This is a genomic window from Kitasatospora sp. NPDC005856 (assembly GCF_040629945.1).
GTDB lineage: Bacteria > Actinomycetota > Actinomycetes > Streptomycetales > Streptomycetaceae > Kitasatospora.
Genome location: NZ_JBEXWT010000107.1, coordinates 1 through 16113, shown reverse-complemented (window position 1 = coordinate 16113; position 16113 = coordinate 1). Strand labels below are relative to the sequence as shown.

Annotated in this window: 14 protein-coding genes; 4 read left to right on the top strand and 10 right to left on the bottom strand. The window is 74.6% G+C overall.

Going from position 1 to position 16113, the window contains the following annotated elements; genetic code table 11:
• Window positions 1-203 precede the first annotated feature (203 nt).
• Both ABZ449_RS36690 and ABZ449_RS36685 read right to left on the bottom strand, forming a co-directional pair.
• Window positions 204-875 carry a response regulator transcription factor gene (locus tag ABZ449_RS36690; protein WP_360354881.1) on the bottom strand — a complete coding sequence of 224 codons (672 nt, stop codon included), beginning with the start codon at window positions 873-875 and terminating at the stop codon, window positions 204-206.
• Window positions 872-2110, bottom strand: coding sequence for a sensor domain-containing protein (locus ABZ449_RS36685; RefSeq protein ID WP_360354907.1), 1239 nt, complete (start codon window positions 2108-2110; stop codon window positions 872-874). Before ABZ449_RS36685 ends, ABZ449_RS36690 begins: the two co-directional genes overlap by 4 nt.
• A 297-nt stretch (window positions 2111-2407) precedes the next feature.
• Here ABZ449_RS36685 and ABZ449_RS36680 point away from each other — a divergent pair, with 297 nt between their 5' ends.
• Window positions 2408-4306, top strand: coding sequence for an ABC transporter permease (locus tag ABZ449_RS36680; protein ID WP_360354880.1), 1899 nt, complete (start codon window positions 2408-2410; stop codon window positions 4304-4306).
• A gap of 44 nt (window positions 4307-4350) precedes the next feature.
• Here ABZ449_RS36680 and ABZ449_RS36675 read toward each other — a convergent pair whose 3' ends face one another.
• The 3 genes from ABZ449_RS36675 to ABZ449_RS36665 form a co-directional block, all read right to left on the bottom strand.
• Complete coding sequence (locus ABZ449_RS36675) at window positions 4351-5733, bottom strand: MFS transporter (RefSeq protein WP_360354877.1); 1383 nt, start codon at window positions 5731-5733, stop codon at window positions 4351-4353.
• A gap of 174 nt (window positions 5734-5907) precedes the next feature.
• Window positions 5908-6264 carry a hypothetical protein gene (locus tag ABZ449_RS36670; RefSeq protein ID WP_360354874.1) on the bottom strand — a complete coding sequence of 119 codons (357 nt, stop codon included), beginning with the start codon at window positions 6262-6264 and terminating at the stop codon, window positions 5908-5910.
• A 72-nt stretch (window positions 6265-6336) separates the two neighbouring features.
• Window positions 6337-6900, bottom strand: a complete 564-nt coding sequence (locus tag ABZ449_RS36665) for a TetR/AcrR family transcriptional regulator (protein WP_360354871.1) — start codon at window positions 6898-6900, stop codon at window positions 6337-6339.
• Window positions 6901-7092: 192 nt separating this feature from the next.
• Between ABZ449_RS36665 and ABZ449_RS36660 the strand changes: the two genes are divergently transcribed.
• From ABZ449_RS36660 to ABZ449_RS36650, 3 genes are all read left to right on the top strand, one after another.
• Window positions 7093-8490 carry a condensation domain-containing protein gene (locus tag ABZ449_RS36660; protein ID WP_360354868.1) on the top strand — a complete coding sequence of 466 codons (1398 nt, stop codon included), beginning with the start codon at window positions 7093-7095 and terminating at the stop codon, window positions 8488-8490.
• A gap of 34 nt (window positions 8491-8524) precedes the next feature.
• The gene (locus ABZ449_RS36655; RefSeq protein ID WP_360354865.1) at window positions 8525-9628 is read left to right on the top strand and encodes an alkene reductase; all 1104 of its coding nucleotides are present in this window, start codon (window positions 8525-8527) and stop codon (window positions 9626-9628) included.
• 176 nt (window positions 9629-9804) lie between these two features.
• Complete coding sequence (locus ABZ449_RS36650) at window positions 9805-10614, top strand: AAC(3) family N-acetyltransferase (protein ID WP_360354862.1); 810 nt, start codon at window positions 9805-9807, stop codon at window positions 10612-10614.
• 164 nt (window positions 10615-10778) lie between these two features.
• Here the strand turns inward: ABZ449_RS36650 and ABZ449_RS36645 are convergent, their stop codons facing one another.
• The 5 genes from ABZ449_RS36645 to ABZ449_RS36625 form a co-directional block, all read right to left on the bottom strand.
• Window positions 10779-12299, bottom strand: a complete 1521-nt coding sequence (locus tag ABZ449_RS36645; RefSeq protein WP_360354859.1) for a M1 family metallopeptidase — start codon at window positions 12297-12299, stop codon at window positions 10779-10781.
• Between the two features lie 156 nt (window positions 12300-12455).
• Window positions 12456-13328 carry a sulfurtransferase gene (locus ABZ449_RS36640; protein ID WP_360354856.1) on the bottom strand — a complete coding sequence of 291 codons (873 nt, stop codon included), beginning with the start codon at window positions 13326-13328 and terminating at the stop codon, window positions 12456-12458.
• Between the two features lie 193 nt (window positions 13329-13521).
• Window positions 13522-14604, bottom strand: coding sequence for a methyltransferase domain-containing protein (locus tag ABZ449_RS36635; protein WP_360354853.1), 1083 nt, complete (start codon window positions 14602-14604; stop codon window positions 13522-13524).
• Between the two features lie 144 nt (window positions 14605-14748).
• Entirely contained in the window at window positions 14749-15075 is a 327-nt protein-coding gene (locus ABZ449_RS36630; RefSeq protein WP_360354850.1) for a hypothetical protein, read from the bottom strand.
• 166 nt (window positions 15076-15241) lie between these two features.
• Window positions 15242-15904 (bottom strand): polysaccharide deacetylase family protein, encoded by a 663-nt coding sequence (locus ABZ449_RS36625; protein ID WP_360354848.1) that lies wholly within the window; start codon window positions 15902-15904, stop codon window positions 15242-15244.
• Window positions 15905-16113 lie beyond the last annotated feature (209 nt).

Genomic DNA, 16113 nt, shown 5'->3' with positions numbered 1-16113 from the left:
CCCTCGGGACGACTCCTCCTCGGCCGCTCGGACGATTCGTGTACACCGCGGGTAGGGGATGTTCCCCACCTCCACCGTCCCTCCCGTCGGACGATGCGGTTGTCGATCATCAGGGTCCGGTGCCCCGGGTACCCGCCGGCCTCACCCGAACGGCGGGCGGGGCCGGGGGCGCCCGCGGCGGACGGGGGCCTCCGCGGGCGTCCTCACGCCCGGAGGTACTCCAGCACCGCCAGCACCCGGCGGTGGGTCTCCTCGGCCGGGGGCAGGTCCAGCTTCATCAGGATGTTGCCGATGTGCTTGCTCACCGCCGCCTCCGACACGGTCAGCTCCCGGCAGATCGCCGCGTTCGACCGCCCCTGCGCCATCAGCGCCAGCACCTCCCGCTCGCGCGGGGTGAGCCGCTCCAGCGGGCTGCGGCGGCGGCGCAGCAGTTGCCGCACCACCTCCGGGTCCACCACCGCGCCTCCGGCGGCCACCGTGCCGAGGGCCGCCACGAACTCCTCGATCTGCCCGATGCGGTCCTTCAGCAGGTAGCCGACCCCGGAGCCGTCCCCCGCCTCCAGCAGCCGGGCCGCGTACGAGTGCTGCACGTACTGGCTGAGCACCAGGACGGGCAGCCCCGGGCGGCGTTCGCGCAGCGCGAGGGCCGCCCGGAGCCCCTCGTCGCTCTGGCCCGGCGGCATCCGGACGTCCGTGACCACGAGGTCCGGCCGGTGCTCCCCGACCGCCGTCCGCAGCGCCTCGGCGTCCCCGACGGCCGCCACCACCCGGTGCCCGAAGCGGGCCAGCAGGCCGACCAGACCCTCGCGCAGCAGGACGCCGTCCTCGGCCAGCACCACCCGCAGGCCGTCCGCCGTCGGTCCACCCGTCGTCATGCCGCTCCTCGGTCGATCGGGGCGCAGGGGATCTCCACCCGCACCAGGGTCGGTCCGCCGGGCGGACTGCTGACGGTCAGTGTGCCGTGCACCACCGCGACCCGGTCGGCCAGCCCGGTCAGTCCGGTACCGCACGCCGGGTCGGCGCCGCCGCGGCCGTCGTCCGTCACCTCGATCGTCAACCGGCCCTGCGCATACCGGCCTTCGACCGTCGCGCTGCTCGCGCCACTGTGCTTGGCGAGGTTGGCGAGCGCCTCGGTGACGGCGAAGTAGCCCGCCGACTCGACCGGGGCCGGCAGCCGCCCGGGCAGCTCGAAGCGGGTGTCGACGGGGACGGGCGAGCGGTCGGCGGCGTCCGCGCAGGCCTCCGGCAGGCCGTGGTCGGTGAGCACCTGCGGATGGATTCCGTTGATCAACTCCCGTAGCTCGGCGAGGACTTCACCCGCCTCCCGGTGCGCCTCGGCCAACCGGGCGGCCAGCGGACCGTCCGCCGGCGCGTCCAGCCGGGCCAGCCCGAGCGCCATGGTCAGCGCCACCAGCCGCTGTTGGGCGCCGTCGTGCAGATCGCGCTCGATCCGGCGCCGCTCCGCCTCGAAGGCGTCCACCAACCGGGCCCGCGAGCGCACCAGTTCGCCGATCCGCTGCTCCTGCCCGCCCGGTGCCAGCACCAGCCGGACCAGCGCCGCCCGGGCCGCCGCCAGGGCGGCCAGCGGGTAGGCGAGCAGCGGGAGCAGCAGCAGTCCGGCCAGTCCGAGCAGGGCGGCCGTCACCGGAGAGTGCACCACGACCAGCTTGAGCACGTTCACCTGCTCGCCGTCCCGCAGGAGCAGCGGCAGTGCCGCGATCAGGTACCCGGGCACGGCGAGGGCGCAGCCCGCCACCGCCAGGTCGATCGGCCAGAGCACGAAGGCGGCCAGCAGGGCGAAGCCCAGCTCCCGCCAGGTCGCCTGCTCGCGGTAGCGCAGCCGCAACCAGGCCGCCAGGCCCGGAAGTCGGGGGACGAGGTGCGGGTCCGGCACCCGCCCGCCGTCCAGGAAGCGGACCAGCCGCCGCTCCCAGGCGGCGACCGGTACCCCGACCAGGAGCAGCGCGGCCGCCAGCGGCAGCCCGACCAGCACCAGCGCCAGGACTCCGGCGACCAGCCCCGAGAGCAGCAGCCCGAAGCAGAGCAGCAACCCGCTGAGGCCGGTGGCCAGCAGGTACCCGGCCGCCCGCCAGGGGGCGGCGGAGCGCAGGAACCCGGCCCGGACCGGTGGCGCCCACGGGCTCCTCGCCCCCGGCCCGGCCGATCCGGTCGTTCCGGTTGCCGTACTGCCGCCCACCGTGCCCCCTCCGGCCAGGAATCCGTTGCCCACCCTAGGCACCGGACGGACGCGCCGGCGGTAGGGCCTGGCCTACCCTTTCCCGGATCCTCCCCCGGCCCCGGGGGCCCGCCGCCGGGGGATGCCCCCTACGGGTAGGGCGGCCCCTACCCCCCGGAGTAGGCCCCGGCCTGCTGACCGCCCCCGGCCCCGGCCGGTTCGCTGGACGCCATGAGAACGCTGCGGATCGCCCTGACCTCCCTGACCACACGCTGGCCCTCCCTGCTCGGCGCCTTCCTCGCCCTCGCGCTCGGCGTCGCGATGACCGCCGTGATGCTGCTCGGCCTCGCCGCCGCGCTCGACGCGCCGCCCGGCGGCGGGGAACTGGTCTCGCTGGTCGCCGCGCTCGGCACGGCCGGCGGGGTGAGCACGTTCGTGTCGGCGTTCGTCGTCGCCTCCACCTACGCGTACGCCGTCGTCCGGCGCCGCCGCGAGTTCGGCCTGCTCCGGCTGGCCGGGGCCACCCGGGCCCAGGTCCGGCGCACGGTGCTCGCCGAGGCGCTGCTGCTCGGCGCGGCCGCGTCCGCCACCGGCTGCCTGCTCGGCCGGCTCGGCGCGCCCGCGCTCGTCCGGTGGCTGTCCGGGGTCGGCATGGCCCCGCCCGGCTTCGCCCCGAGCGGTGCGGCCTGGCCGCTGCACGCCGCGTTCTGGACCGGCCTGCTGGTCGCCCTGGGCGGGGTCGCGGTGGCCGCCCGCCGCGCGGGCCGGGTCGGCCCGCTGGACGCCCTGCGCGAGGCCGACCTCGACACCGGGGTGCTGACCCGCGGCCGGCTGCTGCTCGGCCTCGGCCTGTTCCTCACCGCCGCCGCGCAGGCCGGCGCCGCGCTCGTCACGGACCCCGCCGACCTGCTGCACCGCAAGACGTACACCACCCAGCCGATGTGGCTGATCTGCGCGGCCGGACTGCTCTCCCCGCTCCTGGCGCCGCCGCTGGTCCGGGTGCTCGGCCTGCTGCTACCCGTCCGGCTCACCGGGTACGCGGGCCGGCTGGTGCCCGCCAACGCCGCCGCCGCGCTGCGCCGTACGGGCGCGGTGGCCGCGCCGGTGCTGGTGGCGGTGGCGCTGACCGGCTCCCTGAGCGGCGCGCTGGAGACGGTGGGTGCCGCCCGGGCCGCCGAGGCCCGGGCCCGGACCGCCGCCGACCTGGTCGTCCGCCCGGCCGGTCCGGCGGAGCCGCTGGTGGCCGCCCTGCGGACCGTCCCCGGGGTGAGCGCCGTCTCGGCGACCGCGCCCACCCCGCTGTCCCTCGTCGAGCCGGACGGCGTCACCGTCCGGTCCGAGGCCCGCACCGCCGACCCGGCCGGCCTGGCCGCCCTCGCCCGGCTGCCCCTGCTCGCCGGTTCCCCGGCCGAGCTCGACGACGACTCCCTGATCCTGCCCGCCGAGTGGGGCCGCGCGGTCGGCGAGCCGGTCCCGGTGGTCCGGGCCGACGGCAGCCGGACCGTCCTGCGGGCCGTCGCCGTGCTGCGCGACGGTCTGGGCGACAACGGGCTGTACGTCACCGCCGCCAACGCCCCGGATGCCCGGGTGGACCGGATCGAGGTCAGGCTCGTCCCCGGCACCGACGGCACGGCCGCCCTCGACCGCACCCGCGCCGCCCTGCGCCCGTACGGCGCGACGGTCCTCGACCGGGCCGGCTGGCTCGCCGCCGGCTCCCCCTCGACCGCCCGGATCTCCTGGCTCCGGACCGTTCTGGTGCTCGGCCTCGTGCTCCTCTACACCGCGATCGCGCTCGCCAACACGCTGCTCACCACCACCGGGGACCGCCGCCGTGAACTCGCCCTGCTCCGGCTGGCCGGCGCCACCCGGGGGCAGGTGGTGCGCCTGGTGACCGCCGAGGCGGTGCTGGTGGCGGCGGTCGGCGTGGTGCTCGGCTGCGCCGTGGCCGGCGCCCAACTCGGTGCCATGCACGCGGCGTTGGGCGCCATCGGCGCACCGGGGCCGTGGGCGCTGCCGTGGCGCCCGGTCGGGCTGGTGGCGACCGGGGCGGTGGTCCTCGCGGCCCTGTGCGCCGCCCCGGCCGCCGCCTGGACGCTGCGCCACCGCCCGGTCACGGCCGTCGCCCGCTGAGCGGCCCGGTCCGTCGGCCCGCCCGGGCCGGGCGACGGAGCACCTCAGCCCACCGTGGCCGACGACGTCACCGAGGACGTCGCCGACGGCGCCGCCGACGCCGTGGCCGACCTCGCCGGCTCGACCGCGGCGCGCTCGGCGCCCTCCGCGTCCCCGGCCGCCCCGCCCAGCGTCGCCAGCCGCCGCAGGCTGGCCCGGCGCTGGAGCGCGCCGAGACCGACGGTCGCCGCGCCGAGCCCGAGCCAGCCGAGCGGCCCGGCCGCCATCACCACCCCGGTCAGCAGCAGCGGCCCCACCGACTTCTGCACCGACTGGGACATCCCGGCGACCCCCAGGTACGAGGCCCGGGCGCCCGGCGGGGCCAGCACCACCGCCAGCTCCCAGGAGCTGACCGAGCGCAGCAGCTCCGCGAGGGTGATCAGGATCGCCGCGGCCAGCAGCGCGACCGAGGCCACGACCGGCCCGGCACCGGTGGCGAGCACGATCAGCAGGCAGCCGCCCAGCACCGTCACCCCGTACCAGCGCACCGCGGCGGCCGCCCCGAGCGCCCCCTCCGCCCAGGCCGAGACCCGCAGTTGCAGCACCACCACGAGCACCGTGTTGAGCACCAGGAACACCGGCACGACGGCGTGCGGCGCGCCGGTGTGGTGGACCAGCCAGAGCGGCAGCCCGACGTTGAGGATCGAGTCGTCCAGGTTCAGCGGCATGTCCAGCAGGACGAACCGCAGGTAACCGCGGTCGCGCCAGGGGCTCGGCACGGCGGACGGCGCCCCGGCGGGCCCGCCGCCGGCCCCGTCACCAGCCCCGCCGCCGGCCCCGTCACCGGCCTTCGCCGCGACCAGGCCGCGCCCGGACGGCTCCCGGGTGCGCCAGACCAGTGCGGCGGCCAGCACGTAGGACAGCCCGTTGGCCGCGATCAGCACCCGGTAGGCGCCGGTGGTCCCCACCGCCAGGCCGATCGCGGCGACGCCCGCGCCGAGCGCGTACCCGGCGTTGGCCACACTGCGGAACAGCGCCTGGTAGGTGGCCCGCCGCTCGCCCGCCACCCGGGTCGCGAACAGCATCTCCAGCGTCTTGGCGGCCCGCTCGGCCAGGCAGATCAGGGCCACCACGGGCAGCAGCGCGGCGAAGTCGTCGACCAGCAGGAGCAGCCCCATCGCCCCCAGCCGCAGCAGGTGGCAGCCGATCAGCAGCCACCGCACCGGAATCCGTTCGGCCGCCCGTCCGGCCAACGGGGACCCGACGATCCCGGCCACCGCCCCCACCCCGAGCAGCAGGCCCAGCTGCCGCGCGTCCATCCCGCACACGTAGGTGAAGTAGAGCACCGAGGCCGCCGCCCAGACCCCCGTGCCGGTGCGGTCGACGCACTGTGCCAGCAGCATGATCCGCGCGTCCCGCCCGCCCGGCGGCCGCCGCAGCTGCGCCATCAGTCCGTTTCCCCGCATGGCAGTCCCCCGTCGCGCGATCGGCATCAATCTCGACATCAAGATACTTCACATCAAGAGACTTACGGAACCCCCGGGAACGCCCGCAGCGCCCGGCCCCGTGAAGGGCCGGGCGCTGCCGGGTACGACGACGGGCGAGCGGACCTCGCCCCGGGCTCACCTCGACGGAACGGCGGACTCGATCAGCGCCACCGTCGCCTGCGGGTCCGCCACCTGGACCACCAGCCGGGCGTACTTCTCGTCGGCGAGCTCGATCACCACGATCCGGCTCGCGTCGTGCACGTCCCAGAACACCCGCTCGCCGTCGCGGTGGAAGGTGCCCGCCGTGATGACGTCCGGGAAGTGCGTCCCGGGAGCCTTGATCCCCTTGGGCTCCCGGGCGATCCCCGGATCCGCCGTCGCGCCGCGCACATGGGCCAGCGGGATCACCAGCCGGCTCTTCAACGCCCAGAGCTTGTCCAGGCCCTCGATCTCCACGACCAGGCTGTCGCCGTCGATTCCGACCTGCGCCATCTGCCGACTCCTTCTCCTCGATGGAAACGTTTCCAGGGACTCCCGAACACCCGGGACGCCGGACCGGACCGCTCAGCGGCGGTCCAGCCCCCGCAGCAGCGCCGATCCCGCCGCCGGGGCGTCGACGGCCGGCTCGGCCGCCCGGTCCAGCGCCCGCAGGCCGAGCAGCGCCGCCGCCACACCCGTCGCCACCCGCCCCTCCCGGCCGGACTCGACCCCCGGCCCGCCACCGGCACCCAGCGCCCGGCCGACCACCCCGTCCAGCAGCGCGAAGGACTCCGCCACGATGCGGGCCACCTCCCGGTCCTGCGGCGCCCGTTCGACCAGCGCGAGCAGCAGCAGGTCCAGCCCCGGCCCGAGGGCCTCGTCCCGTAGCGGCCCGCCCAGCAGCTCGTACGGGTCCCCGGCCTCGGCCATCCGCTCGGCCAGCACGGCGATCCGGTGCTCCGACGACCAGCCCAGCGCGGCCAGGTAGAGCCCGCGCTTGCTGCCGAAGGTGCGGTAGAGGCTGTGACGGTGCACACCGAGCCCGGTGACCAGGTCGTCGACCGAGATGCCGTCATAGGCCCTGGCGGCGAACAGGTCGGCGGCCCGGCGGACCACCTCGGCCTCGTCGAAGTTCCTCGGACGTCCCATGGCCAGGACGGTACGCCGATGGGGAACGATCGGTCAAGAACGGTCATTCCCAAATATCCGGCCACCCGGGACACGGACGGCCGCGCAGCCCTCGACGCACGGCGAACGGTGCGCCACACTCTCCCCAGCAGAACCCGCGCTCCCAACGCACCGGCACGACTCAACGACCCCCGCACCACGGAGAGCCGATCGGTGACCACTCGCCAACTGCTGGAGATCCCCTTCTCGTCCGGCCGGACCGGGTCCGGCCCGGCCACCTGGGGCCAACGGGCCATCTGGGACGCCGTGCGACAGCTGCCGCCCGCCGACGCGCCGCGCTACAACATCGCCACCACGGCGCCGCTGGACCCGGGGCTACCGCTACCGGTCCTGCTGACCGCGCTGGAACGGCTGCTGCACCTGCACGACTCGCTGCACACCCGCCTGCTCCCGGACGACACCGGCGAGCTGCGCCAAATCGTCGATGGCGAAGGCACCTTGGCCGTCCACCTGCTGACCGCCGGAGAACACCAGGACCCGGCCGGGCCCGGCGCCCGGCTGCACGAGGAGCTGGCGGCGCAGGCCTTCGACACCGCCACCCAGTGGCCGGTCCGGATCGGCGCGGTGACGGCGGACGGGCTGGTCCGGCACGTCAGCCTGGTGCTCTCGCACACCGCGGTGGACGGCTCCGGGATGAGCCGGCTGGTCGCCGACCTGACCGCGCTCTGCCTCGGCGCCACCCCGGAGGAGCTGAGGGAGCTGCGCCGGTCCACCCGACAGCCGCTGGAGGAGGCGGAGTTCCAGACCTCCGACCGGGGCCGGCGGCGCGATGCGGCGGCCCGCGGACAGTTCGTCCGCAAGCTCCGGCTGGCCCCGGCCCGGCTCTTCCCGCCGACCGCCGGGCAGCCCGCCCGGTTCCCGAACGCGGTGCTCCGCTCCCCCGCCCTGCCCCGGGCCGTCGAGCGGGTGGCCGCCCGGCACCGGGTCAGCACGGGCTCGGTGCTGCTCGCCGCGACGGCGGCGATGACCGCCCGGCTCGCCGGCACGACCGAGGCCGTGCTGAACGTCGTGGTCAACAACCGCTTCCTGCCCGAACTGGCCGACGCGGTGAGCGTGGTCGCGGGCGACGGCCTGTTCCACCTTCCGGACGCCACGGCCGAGTTCGGCGAGGTGGTGCGCCGGACCCATGCCGCGGCGATCGGCACCTACCGCCACGCGTACTACGACAAGCTGGCGCTGGCCGCCGAGATCGCGCGGCTGACCGACGAGGGGGTCCGACTGGCCGACCGGTCCTGCGTGTTCAACGACACCCGGGAGCTGCTCCCGACCGCGGCCGACCCGGGCGCGGACCGGACCACCCTCACCTGGCCGGTGGAGTTCGAGCCGCGCCCCGGCCTGACCTTCGCCCTGGACGCCCTGCAGTCCGCGGAGGCGCTGAGCCTGGCCATGACGGCGGACCCGGCCCTGCTCCCGCGGTCCGCGATGGAGCGGTTCCTCTACGGCATCGAGGAGTTGATCCTCACCGAGGCCGAACCGAACGCCGGGATCACACCCGGGACCTCACCCGGGACCGCGCCGGCACCCGCGCTCGCGCCCGCCGAACTCGCTTGAACCTGACACTGATGTCAAGTTCTACCGTACCGGCATGACCACCACCGCCACCGCATCCCTGCTCACCCCGTACCGCCTCGGCCGGCTCGACCTGCCGAACCGCGTCGTCATGGCCCCGATGACGCGGTACCGGGCCGCCGAGGACGGTACGCCCCTGCCCGTCGTCGCCGAGCACTACGCCCAGCGCGCGAGCGCCGGCCTGATCGTCAGCGAGGGCATCTGGCCCAGCCGGCAGGGCCAGTCCGGCTGGCGCCTGCCCGGCCTGGAGACGCCCGCGCACGCGGCCGGCTGGCGCGCGGTGACCGAGGCCGTGCACGCCGCCGGCGGCCGGATCGTCGCCCAGCTGATGCACGGCGGGCGCCAGGGCCACCCGCTCAACCGGCTGCTCGGCGACGTCCCGGCGGGCCCCTCCGCCGTCCCCGCCCCGGGCCCGGTGCACACCAGGGACGGCGGCAAGGCCGAGGCCGTCACCCCGCGCGCCATGACCCGCGAGGAGATCCGCCGCACGGTCGCCGACCACGTCGCCGCCGCCCGCCTGGCCCTCGACGCCGGCTTCGACGCCGTCGAACTGCACGGCGCCAACTCCTACCTGATCCACCAGTTCCTGGCCGACAACACCAACCTGCGCACCGACGAGTACGGCCCGCGCACCCTCGCCGACCGCCTGCGCTTCCCGATCGAGCTGGTCACCGCCGTCGCCGAGGCCGTCGGCGCCGACCGCCTGGGCCTGCGGCTGTCCCCCGGCAACCCGCAGTTCGGCATGCACGAGGCCGACCCCGCACCGGTGTACCGCGCGCTGCTCGCCGAACTCGACGCCCTCGGCCTGGCCTACCTCCACCTCACCGACAACGACGACTACCCGGCCCTGGCCGACCTGCGACCGCGCTGGTCCGGCCCGCTGATCGGCAACGTCGGCGAGAACCGCGCCGCCACCGACCGCGAGCGCGGCGAGGCGTTGCTCGGCGCCGGCCTGGCCGACCTGGTCTCCTACGGCCGCGCCTTCATCGCCAACCCCGACCTGCCGGAACGGTTCGCCGCCGACGCCCCGCTCACCCCCGTCGACCCCACCCACCTCTACGGCCAGGAGGCCACCGGCTACACCGACTACCCGCGCCTGCGTCCGGCCGCCCGACCGTGAACCGGACGGCCGGCCCGACCGCGAGCCGGACGGTGGGCCCGGCCGCGAGCCAGGCGGTGGGCGAAGCGGCGGACCGGCGGACCACACCCCCGTCCTGATCGATTGTCAGTGCCACCCGCTATGGTCGGCCCCGAACCATCCCGACACGAACAGCACCGCCGTCACCAGGGGGCACCATGACCACACCGGGCACCGGCCCGCTCACCACCGCCGATCTCGTCGAGGGCTGGCACCGGGCGGGCGTCCGTGCGGGCATGGCGCTGATCGTGCACTCCTCGCTCTCCAGCCTCGGCCGGGTCGAGGGCGGCGCGGCCGCCGTGGTGGCCAGCCTGCGCGAGGCGGTCGGCCCCGGCGGCACCGTCGCCGCGCCCACCTTCACCTCCGACACCGTCCGCGACCCGGCCCCCGGGCACGGCGGCCCGCTCAGTCCCGAGGTGGCCGAACTCCGGCGCGCCGTCCCGCTGTTCCACTCCGAGCTGCCCTCCGCCACGGGCGCGGTGGCGGAGGCACTGCGCGCCCTGCCGGAGAGCCTGCGCAGCACCCACCCGCAGGTCTCGGTCGCGGCCGTCGGCGCCCACGCCCGGGAGGTCACCGCCCGGCGCTCGCTCGGTTTCGCCGTCGGCCGGGAGTCGCCGTTCGGCGCGCTGCACGACCTCGGCGGGTACGTGCTGCTGGTCGGTGTCGGCCACAACCGCAACTCCTTCCTGCACTACGCCGAGACCTTCGCGCCCAACCGCCGGCTCAAGCTCCGCCGCTTCCCGATGGCGATCCAGGGCGAGCGGGTGTGGATCGAGGCGCCGGACGTGGGGGACGACAACGACACCCACTTCCCGGTCGTGGGGCGGGAGTTCGAGGAGTTGGCGGGCATCCGCGAGGTCCTGGTCGGCGACGCGCCCTGCCGCCTGGTCCCGGTCCGCGAGCTCATACCCTTCGCCGTCCGCCGCCTCACCGAACTGCTGGCAGCGGACGGCCCCGAGCGGGCGTAGGGCCCCTGGGTCCGGGCCGACGGGCCCCGCGTCCCGGGCGGCGTCCGCGCCCGGCGCCGGCGAGGCCACGGCGGCGGTGCCCGGTGCCACCGGTCGAAGCGCGCCGGAGTGACGGCTTCGCAGGCGGTGCGCGAAGCCGTCACTCCGGCCGATCGGACGTTCCGTCAGTTGTGCGCCTCGTGCAGCGAGTTGGTCTCCTGGATCTTCTTCCAGGACTTCGGCTCCACCGGCGGACGGCTGTCGTCCGCACCGGGCGCCAGCGAAGCCGAAGCCGCCGTGCCCGGCGGCACCGGCCCCACGGCCGGCTTGCTCGCGGTGAACAGCCAGGTGTTCAGCACGTCCCCGAGCTTCTGGCCCGAGATCTTCTCCGCGTAGGCCTGGAACTCGGGGATGGTGGCGTTGCCGTAGCGGCGCTCGGTGGGCCAGCCCTTCAGGATCCGGAAGAACTTCTCGTCCCCGACGGCGTTGCGCAGCGCCTGGACGGCCACCGCACCACGCTCGTACACGGCGCTGGAGAACTGGTTGTCCGGGCCCGGGTCCCCCGGCTTGATGGTCCAGAACGGGTCGTCGGCCGGGTGCGAGGCGTAGACGTAGTCGGCCAGTTCCTGGGCGGTGCCCTCGTCCTCGTGCTCGGACCAGAGGAACTGCGCGTAGCGGGCGAAGCCCTCGTTCAGCCAGATGTCGCTCCAGCGCGAGAGCGAGACGCTGTCCCCGTACCACTGGTGGGCCAGCTCGTGCACGACCACGGAGGTGTTGGAGCCCTTGGCGAACTGCCGGGGGCTGTAGAAGATCCTGGTCTGGGTCTCCAGGGCGAACCCGGTCGGGACGTTGGGGACGTAGCCGCCGACCGAGCTGAACGGGTACTCGCCGAGGTAGCCGCTGAGCCAGTCCACCAGCTCGCCGGTGCGCTCGACGCTCGCCCGGGCCGCGTCGGCGTTGTCGCCCAGGTCCTTGCTGTAGGCGTTGTAGACCGGCAGTCCGCTCGGCGTGGTGTCCTTGGTGACGTCGAACTTCCCGACCGCCAGCGTGGCCAGGTACGTCGCCTGCGGCTTGTTCTCCCGCCAGCTGTAGCGGGTCCAGCCCGCCTGCGAGCTGGTGCCCGCCAGCACGCCGTTGCTGATCACCTGGTTGCCGTCCGGCACCAGCACCGAGATGTCGTAGGTGGCCTTGTCGCTCGGGTGGTCGTTGCTCGGGAACCACCACCAGGCCGACTCGGGCTCGCCCGCCGCCACCGCACCGTCCGGGGTGCGCAGCCAGGCGGTGAAGCCGTACTTCTTCACGGTGGACGGCACGCCCTTGTAGCGGACCACGACGGTGGCCTGGCTGCCCTTGAGCAGCGGCCGGGCGGGGGTGATCTCCAGCTCCTGCTCGCCGCTGGTGGTGAAGGACGCGACCCGCCCGTTGACCCGGACCTCCGAGACGTTCAGCGCGAAGTCCAGGTTGAACCGGGAGAGGTCCTGGGTGGCGGTGGCGAGGATGGTGGTGGTGCCCTCCAGCTCGTCGGTGGCGGGCTGGTACTTCAGCCGGATGTCGTAGTGCGAGACGTCGTAGCCGCCGTTGCCGTAGGTCGGGTAGTAGGAGTCTCCGACCCCGGCGGCGCCGGATTGGAAGCCGGAAGCCGAGGCGGGGACGGCCAGGAAAAGGCTCAGGGCACTGGCAGCGGAGACGATCAGTCTCTTGCGCACGTGGTCCTCCAGGATCACCGGAACGATTGGGTTGAATCGATCCTTGTCCCGGCAGCCCCTCTTCCACTCCCCGATCATGAAATGTTCATGAGATGAAACGCGCCGACATCACGGCATTCCGACCGATCACCCCCTCACCCGCGCCCGGCCCGCCCGTCACGCCCCGATCGCCACCGGCGCCCGCACCAGCGAGCCGTACTCCGTCCACGAGCCGTCGTAGTTCTTCACGTGCGGGTACCCGAGCAACTCGGTGAGCGCGAACCAGGTGTGGGCGGACCGCTCGCCGATCCGGCAGTACGCGATCACCTCGCGCTCCGACTCCACGCCCCTCCCCCCGTACAGCTCCCGCAGCTCCTCCGCCGAGCGGAACGACCCGTCGTCGTTGGCCGCCTGCGACCAGGGGATGTTGACCGCGCCCGGGATGTGCCCGGGAACCTGCGCCTGCTCCTGCGGCAGGTGCGGGGGCGCGATCAGCTCACCCCGGAACTCGGCCGGCGAGCGGACGTCCACCAGCACCGCGTCCGCCCCGGGCTTGGCGAACACCTCGGCCTTGGCCAGGACCTCGTCCCGCAGCGCCCGCAGCTCCGGCCGTTCGGGCCCGTCGAGCCGGTAGCCGGTGTGCTGGTAGTCCATCACCTCGGGAGTGAGCTCCCGCTCCTCCAGCTCCCACTTCTTGCGCCCGCCGTCCAGCAGCCGCACCGGCCCGAAGCCGCGCAGCCGCAACAGCCAGTAGGCGTAGGCGGCGAACCAGTTGTTGTTGCCGCCGTAGAGCACCACGGTGGTGTCGTCCTCGACCCCGGCCGCCCGCAGCAGGTGCTGGACGCCGTCGCGGTCGATGTAGTCCCGGCCGACCTGGCTGTGCAGATCGGTCGTCCAGTTCCAGCCGACGGCGCCGGGGATGTGGTCCCGGTCGTAGGCCTCGGTGTCCTCGTCCACCTCGACGACCCGGATCGTGCCGTCGTCCAAGTGGTGGGCCAGCCATTCGGTGCGGACCAACGCCTCGGGGTGCGCGTAACCGTTGCCGGTCATCCCAGGCCCTCCTTCGCTCTGCCCAGGTTGCGACGCCCGACCACGGGCACGGACGGCCGTACGGGCACGGCGAGGCACCGGCGACCGGGCCGGACAGTTCGAACCTACGCCGCCCGCCCGGCCCGGGCCACCCGCCGGCCCTTGCCGGGGCGCCCGGCCCGGGAACGCGCCGGTCAGCCGTCCGCCACGCCCGTCAGCCGCTCGCCGCGCCGTCCAGCCGCGCCACGTAGTAGAGGTTCAGCACGTCCCCCTCGACGCTCTTCGCCTCCACCGAGCGGAACCCGGCCTCCGCCAGCATCCGGCGGGCGGTCTGCTCGCCCCAGACCGTCCCGAGGCCCTCCCCGCCCTCGCCGAGCGAGACCGTCATGCAGTAGAAGGTCGAGAAGGTGTAGAGCGCGGGCGCCAGCGGGTGGCCGATGTTCTCCGCCAGCTCGCTGCTGGCGGCGATGTCGCCCATCAGGAAGACGCCGTCGGGCCGCAGCGCGCCCGCGACGGCGGCCAGCGTGCGGGTCGGGCGGGCCAGGTCGTGGATCACGTCGAAGGCGGTGACCAGGTCGTACTCCCCGTCCAGCTGCGCCGAGTCGGCGACCTCGAACCGGACGTTGCGCAGGCCCAGGTCGGCTGCCGACGCACGGGCGGCGGCGACTCCCTCGGCGGAGATGTCGATGCCGGTGAAACGGCTCTCCGGGAAGGCCCGGGCGAGCACCGTGACGGCGTGCCCCTGCCCGGTGCCGATGTCCACCGCGTCGATCCCGGCCCGCAGCCGCCCGGCCAACCCGTCCACCAGCGGCACGATCGCGTCCACCAGCGCCAGGTCGTACACCCGGGCGCTCTCCTCGGCCTGGAGCCGCTGGAAGCGCGGGTACGCCGAGTACGGCATGCCGCCGCCGGTGCGGAAGTGCCCGAGCAGTTCCTGTTCGACCTCGCCCATCATCGCGAGGAAGGGCATCATCCCGGCCAGGTTGTCCGGCCCGGCCGCCCTGGTCAGTGACGCCGCGTGCTCGGGCGGCAGCACGTAGGTGCGCTCCCGCGGGTCGTACTCCACGAAGCCGGCGACGACCATGCAGCCCAGCCACTCGCGCACGTAGCGCTCGTCGAGCCCGGCGGCCCGCGCGATCTCCTCGCCGGTCGAGGGGGCCAGCCCGGCCATCAGGTCGAAGAGGCCGGTCTGGTGGCCGATGCTGGTCATCAGTCCCAGACAGGCGTCGTTGAGGACCTGCAGCACGCGCCCGCCGAAGGCCTCCTGCTTGACCGCGTCCGGTTCCCGTACGGACATGATTTCCTCCTCCGCGGCCGGGACGGCGCCCCCTCATCAGTCACGCTACGCCGCTCACCCGAACGGCCCCACAGCAAGCGCGGTGGGGCCGTTCGGCGGTTCGGGACCCGGCACCGGGCGGCCGGATACGCGGTGACGGTCCGCTCAGGAGAAGACGACGGAGCGCAGCTTCAGCCGGTCGCCGAGCTTCTTGCCGGGGTTCATGACGTAGAAGACGTCACCCTCGCAGCCGAAGTCCAGGTAGACCGTGGCCGTGGAGCGGGTGAGGTTCTCCGGCGCGAAGCCCGGAGCCTCCTCGGTCGTCCACGGCAGGTCGATGCACTCGCCGCTCTGCGGGTCGGCCAGGCCGGTGACGACCCCGGGGCCGACCTTGTAGAGGAAGTCGCCCTCCGCGGCGTTGGCGGAGAACGGAACGGCGAGGACGAGGGCGACGGCGCTGACGGCGGCGAGCACGGCGTTGCGGAGACGCATGAGTGAGGGCCTTTCAGGTGGTACTCGGCGGTACCGGGATTCATCGGTGCGAGATCACCCTAGAGGCCCAAAATCCGCAGAAACGCTTCTTCTAATCCACCTATTCGAGTGGTTTAAAGGTTAAAACCGCTACCCGTCGTCCTACGGAAACTCACCGGACAGCCTCTCAGTTCGGTGGAGCGGTGAAGTAGTACCCCGAATCGACGAGCACCGGCAGGTACGCCTTCAGCGCCGCCACCGTCTGCGACCGGTCCCCACCGCCGTCGTGGTTGAGCACGATCGACCCGGGCCGGACGTTCTTGAGGATCCGGTCGATGATCGCCGAGGTCCCGGGCCGGGCCCAGTCCCGCGGGTCCACCGACCAGGCCATGTTCCGCATCCCGAGGTCGGCGGCCACCTTCAGCGAGGCCGCCGACCAGTCCCCGCCCGGCGCGCGGAACCAGGTGGGCTGCCGGCCCGTGGAACGTTGCAGCAGTTCGGAGGTGCGCTCCAGCTCGTCCCGCACCTTGGCCTCGGACAGGCTCCGCAGGTCCGGGTGGGTCCAGGTGTGGTTGGCGATGTGGTGGCCGCGGTCCGCGATCTCCCGCACCAGCGCGGGGTGCTCGGCCGCGTTCTCGCCGATCAGGAAGAACGTCGCCCTGATCCCGTACTGCTCCAGCAGGGCCAGCACGGTCGGCGTGTGGTGGGGGTCCGGACCGTCGTCGATGGTGAGCGCCACCACCCGCCGTTCCGGATCCAGGTCGTACACCGGTTTGCTCTCCGCCTCGGTGAGCACCCGGCGCACGGGCACCGCGCTCGGCGCGGCGGCCGACGGCGCCGACGAGGCCACCGCGGACGGCGCACTCCCCGAAGCCGCCGCCGAGGCGGACGCGGCCGGCGCGGCACCCGCCCCACCCGGCGCCCCCACGGGCCCCCCCCGGGCCCCCCGGGCCGCGGCCACCCCAACCCCCCCCCGGGCCCCCCCCCCCCCCCCCCCCCCCCCAAAAACCCCAACACGAAACCCCCCACCCCAAAACGAAAATAACGCCCCCACCCCAA

Coding starts and splice junctions, on each gene's coding strand:
- ABZ449_RS36665 (WP_360354871.1), bottom strand. CDS start 6,900: ATGGGACGTCCGAGGAACTTCGACGAGGCCGAGGTGGTCCGCCGGGCC.
- ABZ449_RS36650 (WP_360354862.1), top strand. CDS start 9,805: ATGACCACACCGGGCACCGGCCCGCTCACCACCGCCGATCTCGTCGAG.
- ABZ449_RS36675 (WP_360354877.1), bottom strand. CDS start 5,733: ATGGCGCAGCTGCGGCGGCCGCCGGGCGGGCGGGACGCGCGGATCATG.
- ABZ449_RS36680 (WP_360354880.1), top strand. CDS start 2,408: ATGAGAACGCTGCGGATCGCCCTGACCTCCCTGACCACACGCTGGCCC.
- ABZ449_RS36635 (WP_360354853.1), bottom strand. CDS start 14,604: ATGTCCGTACGGGAACCGGACGCGGTCAAGCAGGAGGCCTTCGGCGGG.
- ABZ449_RS36690 (WP_360354881.1), bottom strand. CDS start 875: ATGACGACGGGTGGACCGACGGCGGACGGCCTGCGGGTGGTGCTGGCC.
- ABZ449_RS36630 (WP_360354850.1), bottom strand. CDS start 15,075: ATGCGTCTCCGCAACGCCGTGCTCGCCGCCGTCAGCGCCGTCGCCCTC.
- ABZ449_RS36670 (WP_360354874.1), bottom strand. CDS start 6,264: ATGGCGCAGGTCGGAATCGACGGCGACAGCCTGGTCGTGGAGATCGAG.
- ABZ449_RS36640 (WP_360354856.1), bottom strand. CDS start 13,328: ATGACCGGCAACGGTTACGCGCACCCCGAGGCGTTGGTCCGCACCGAA.
- ABZ449_RS36655 (WP_360354865.1), top strand. CDS start 8,525: ATGACCACCACCGCCACCGCATCCCTGCTCACCCCGTACCGCCTCGGC.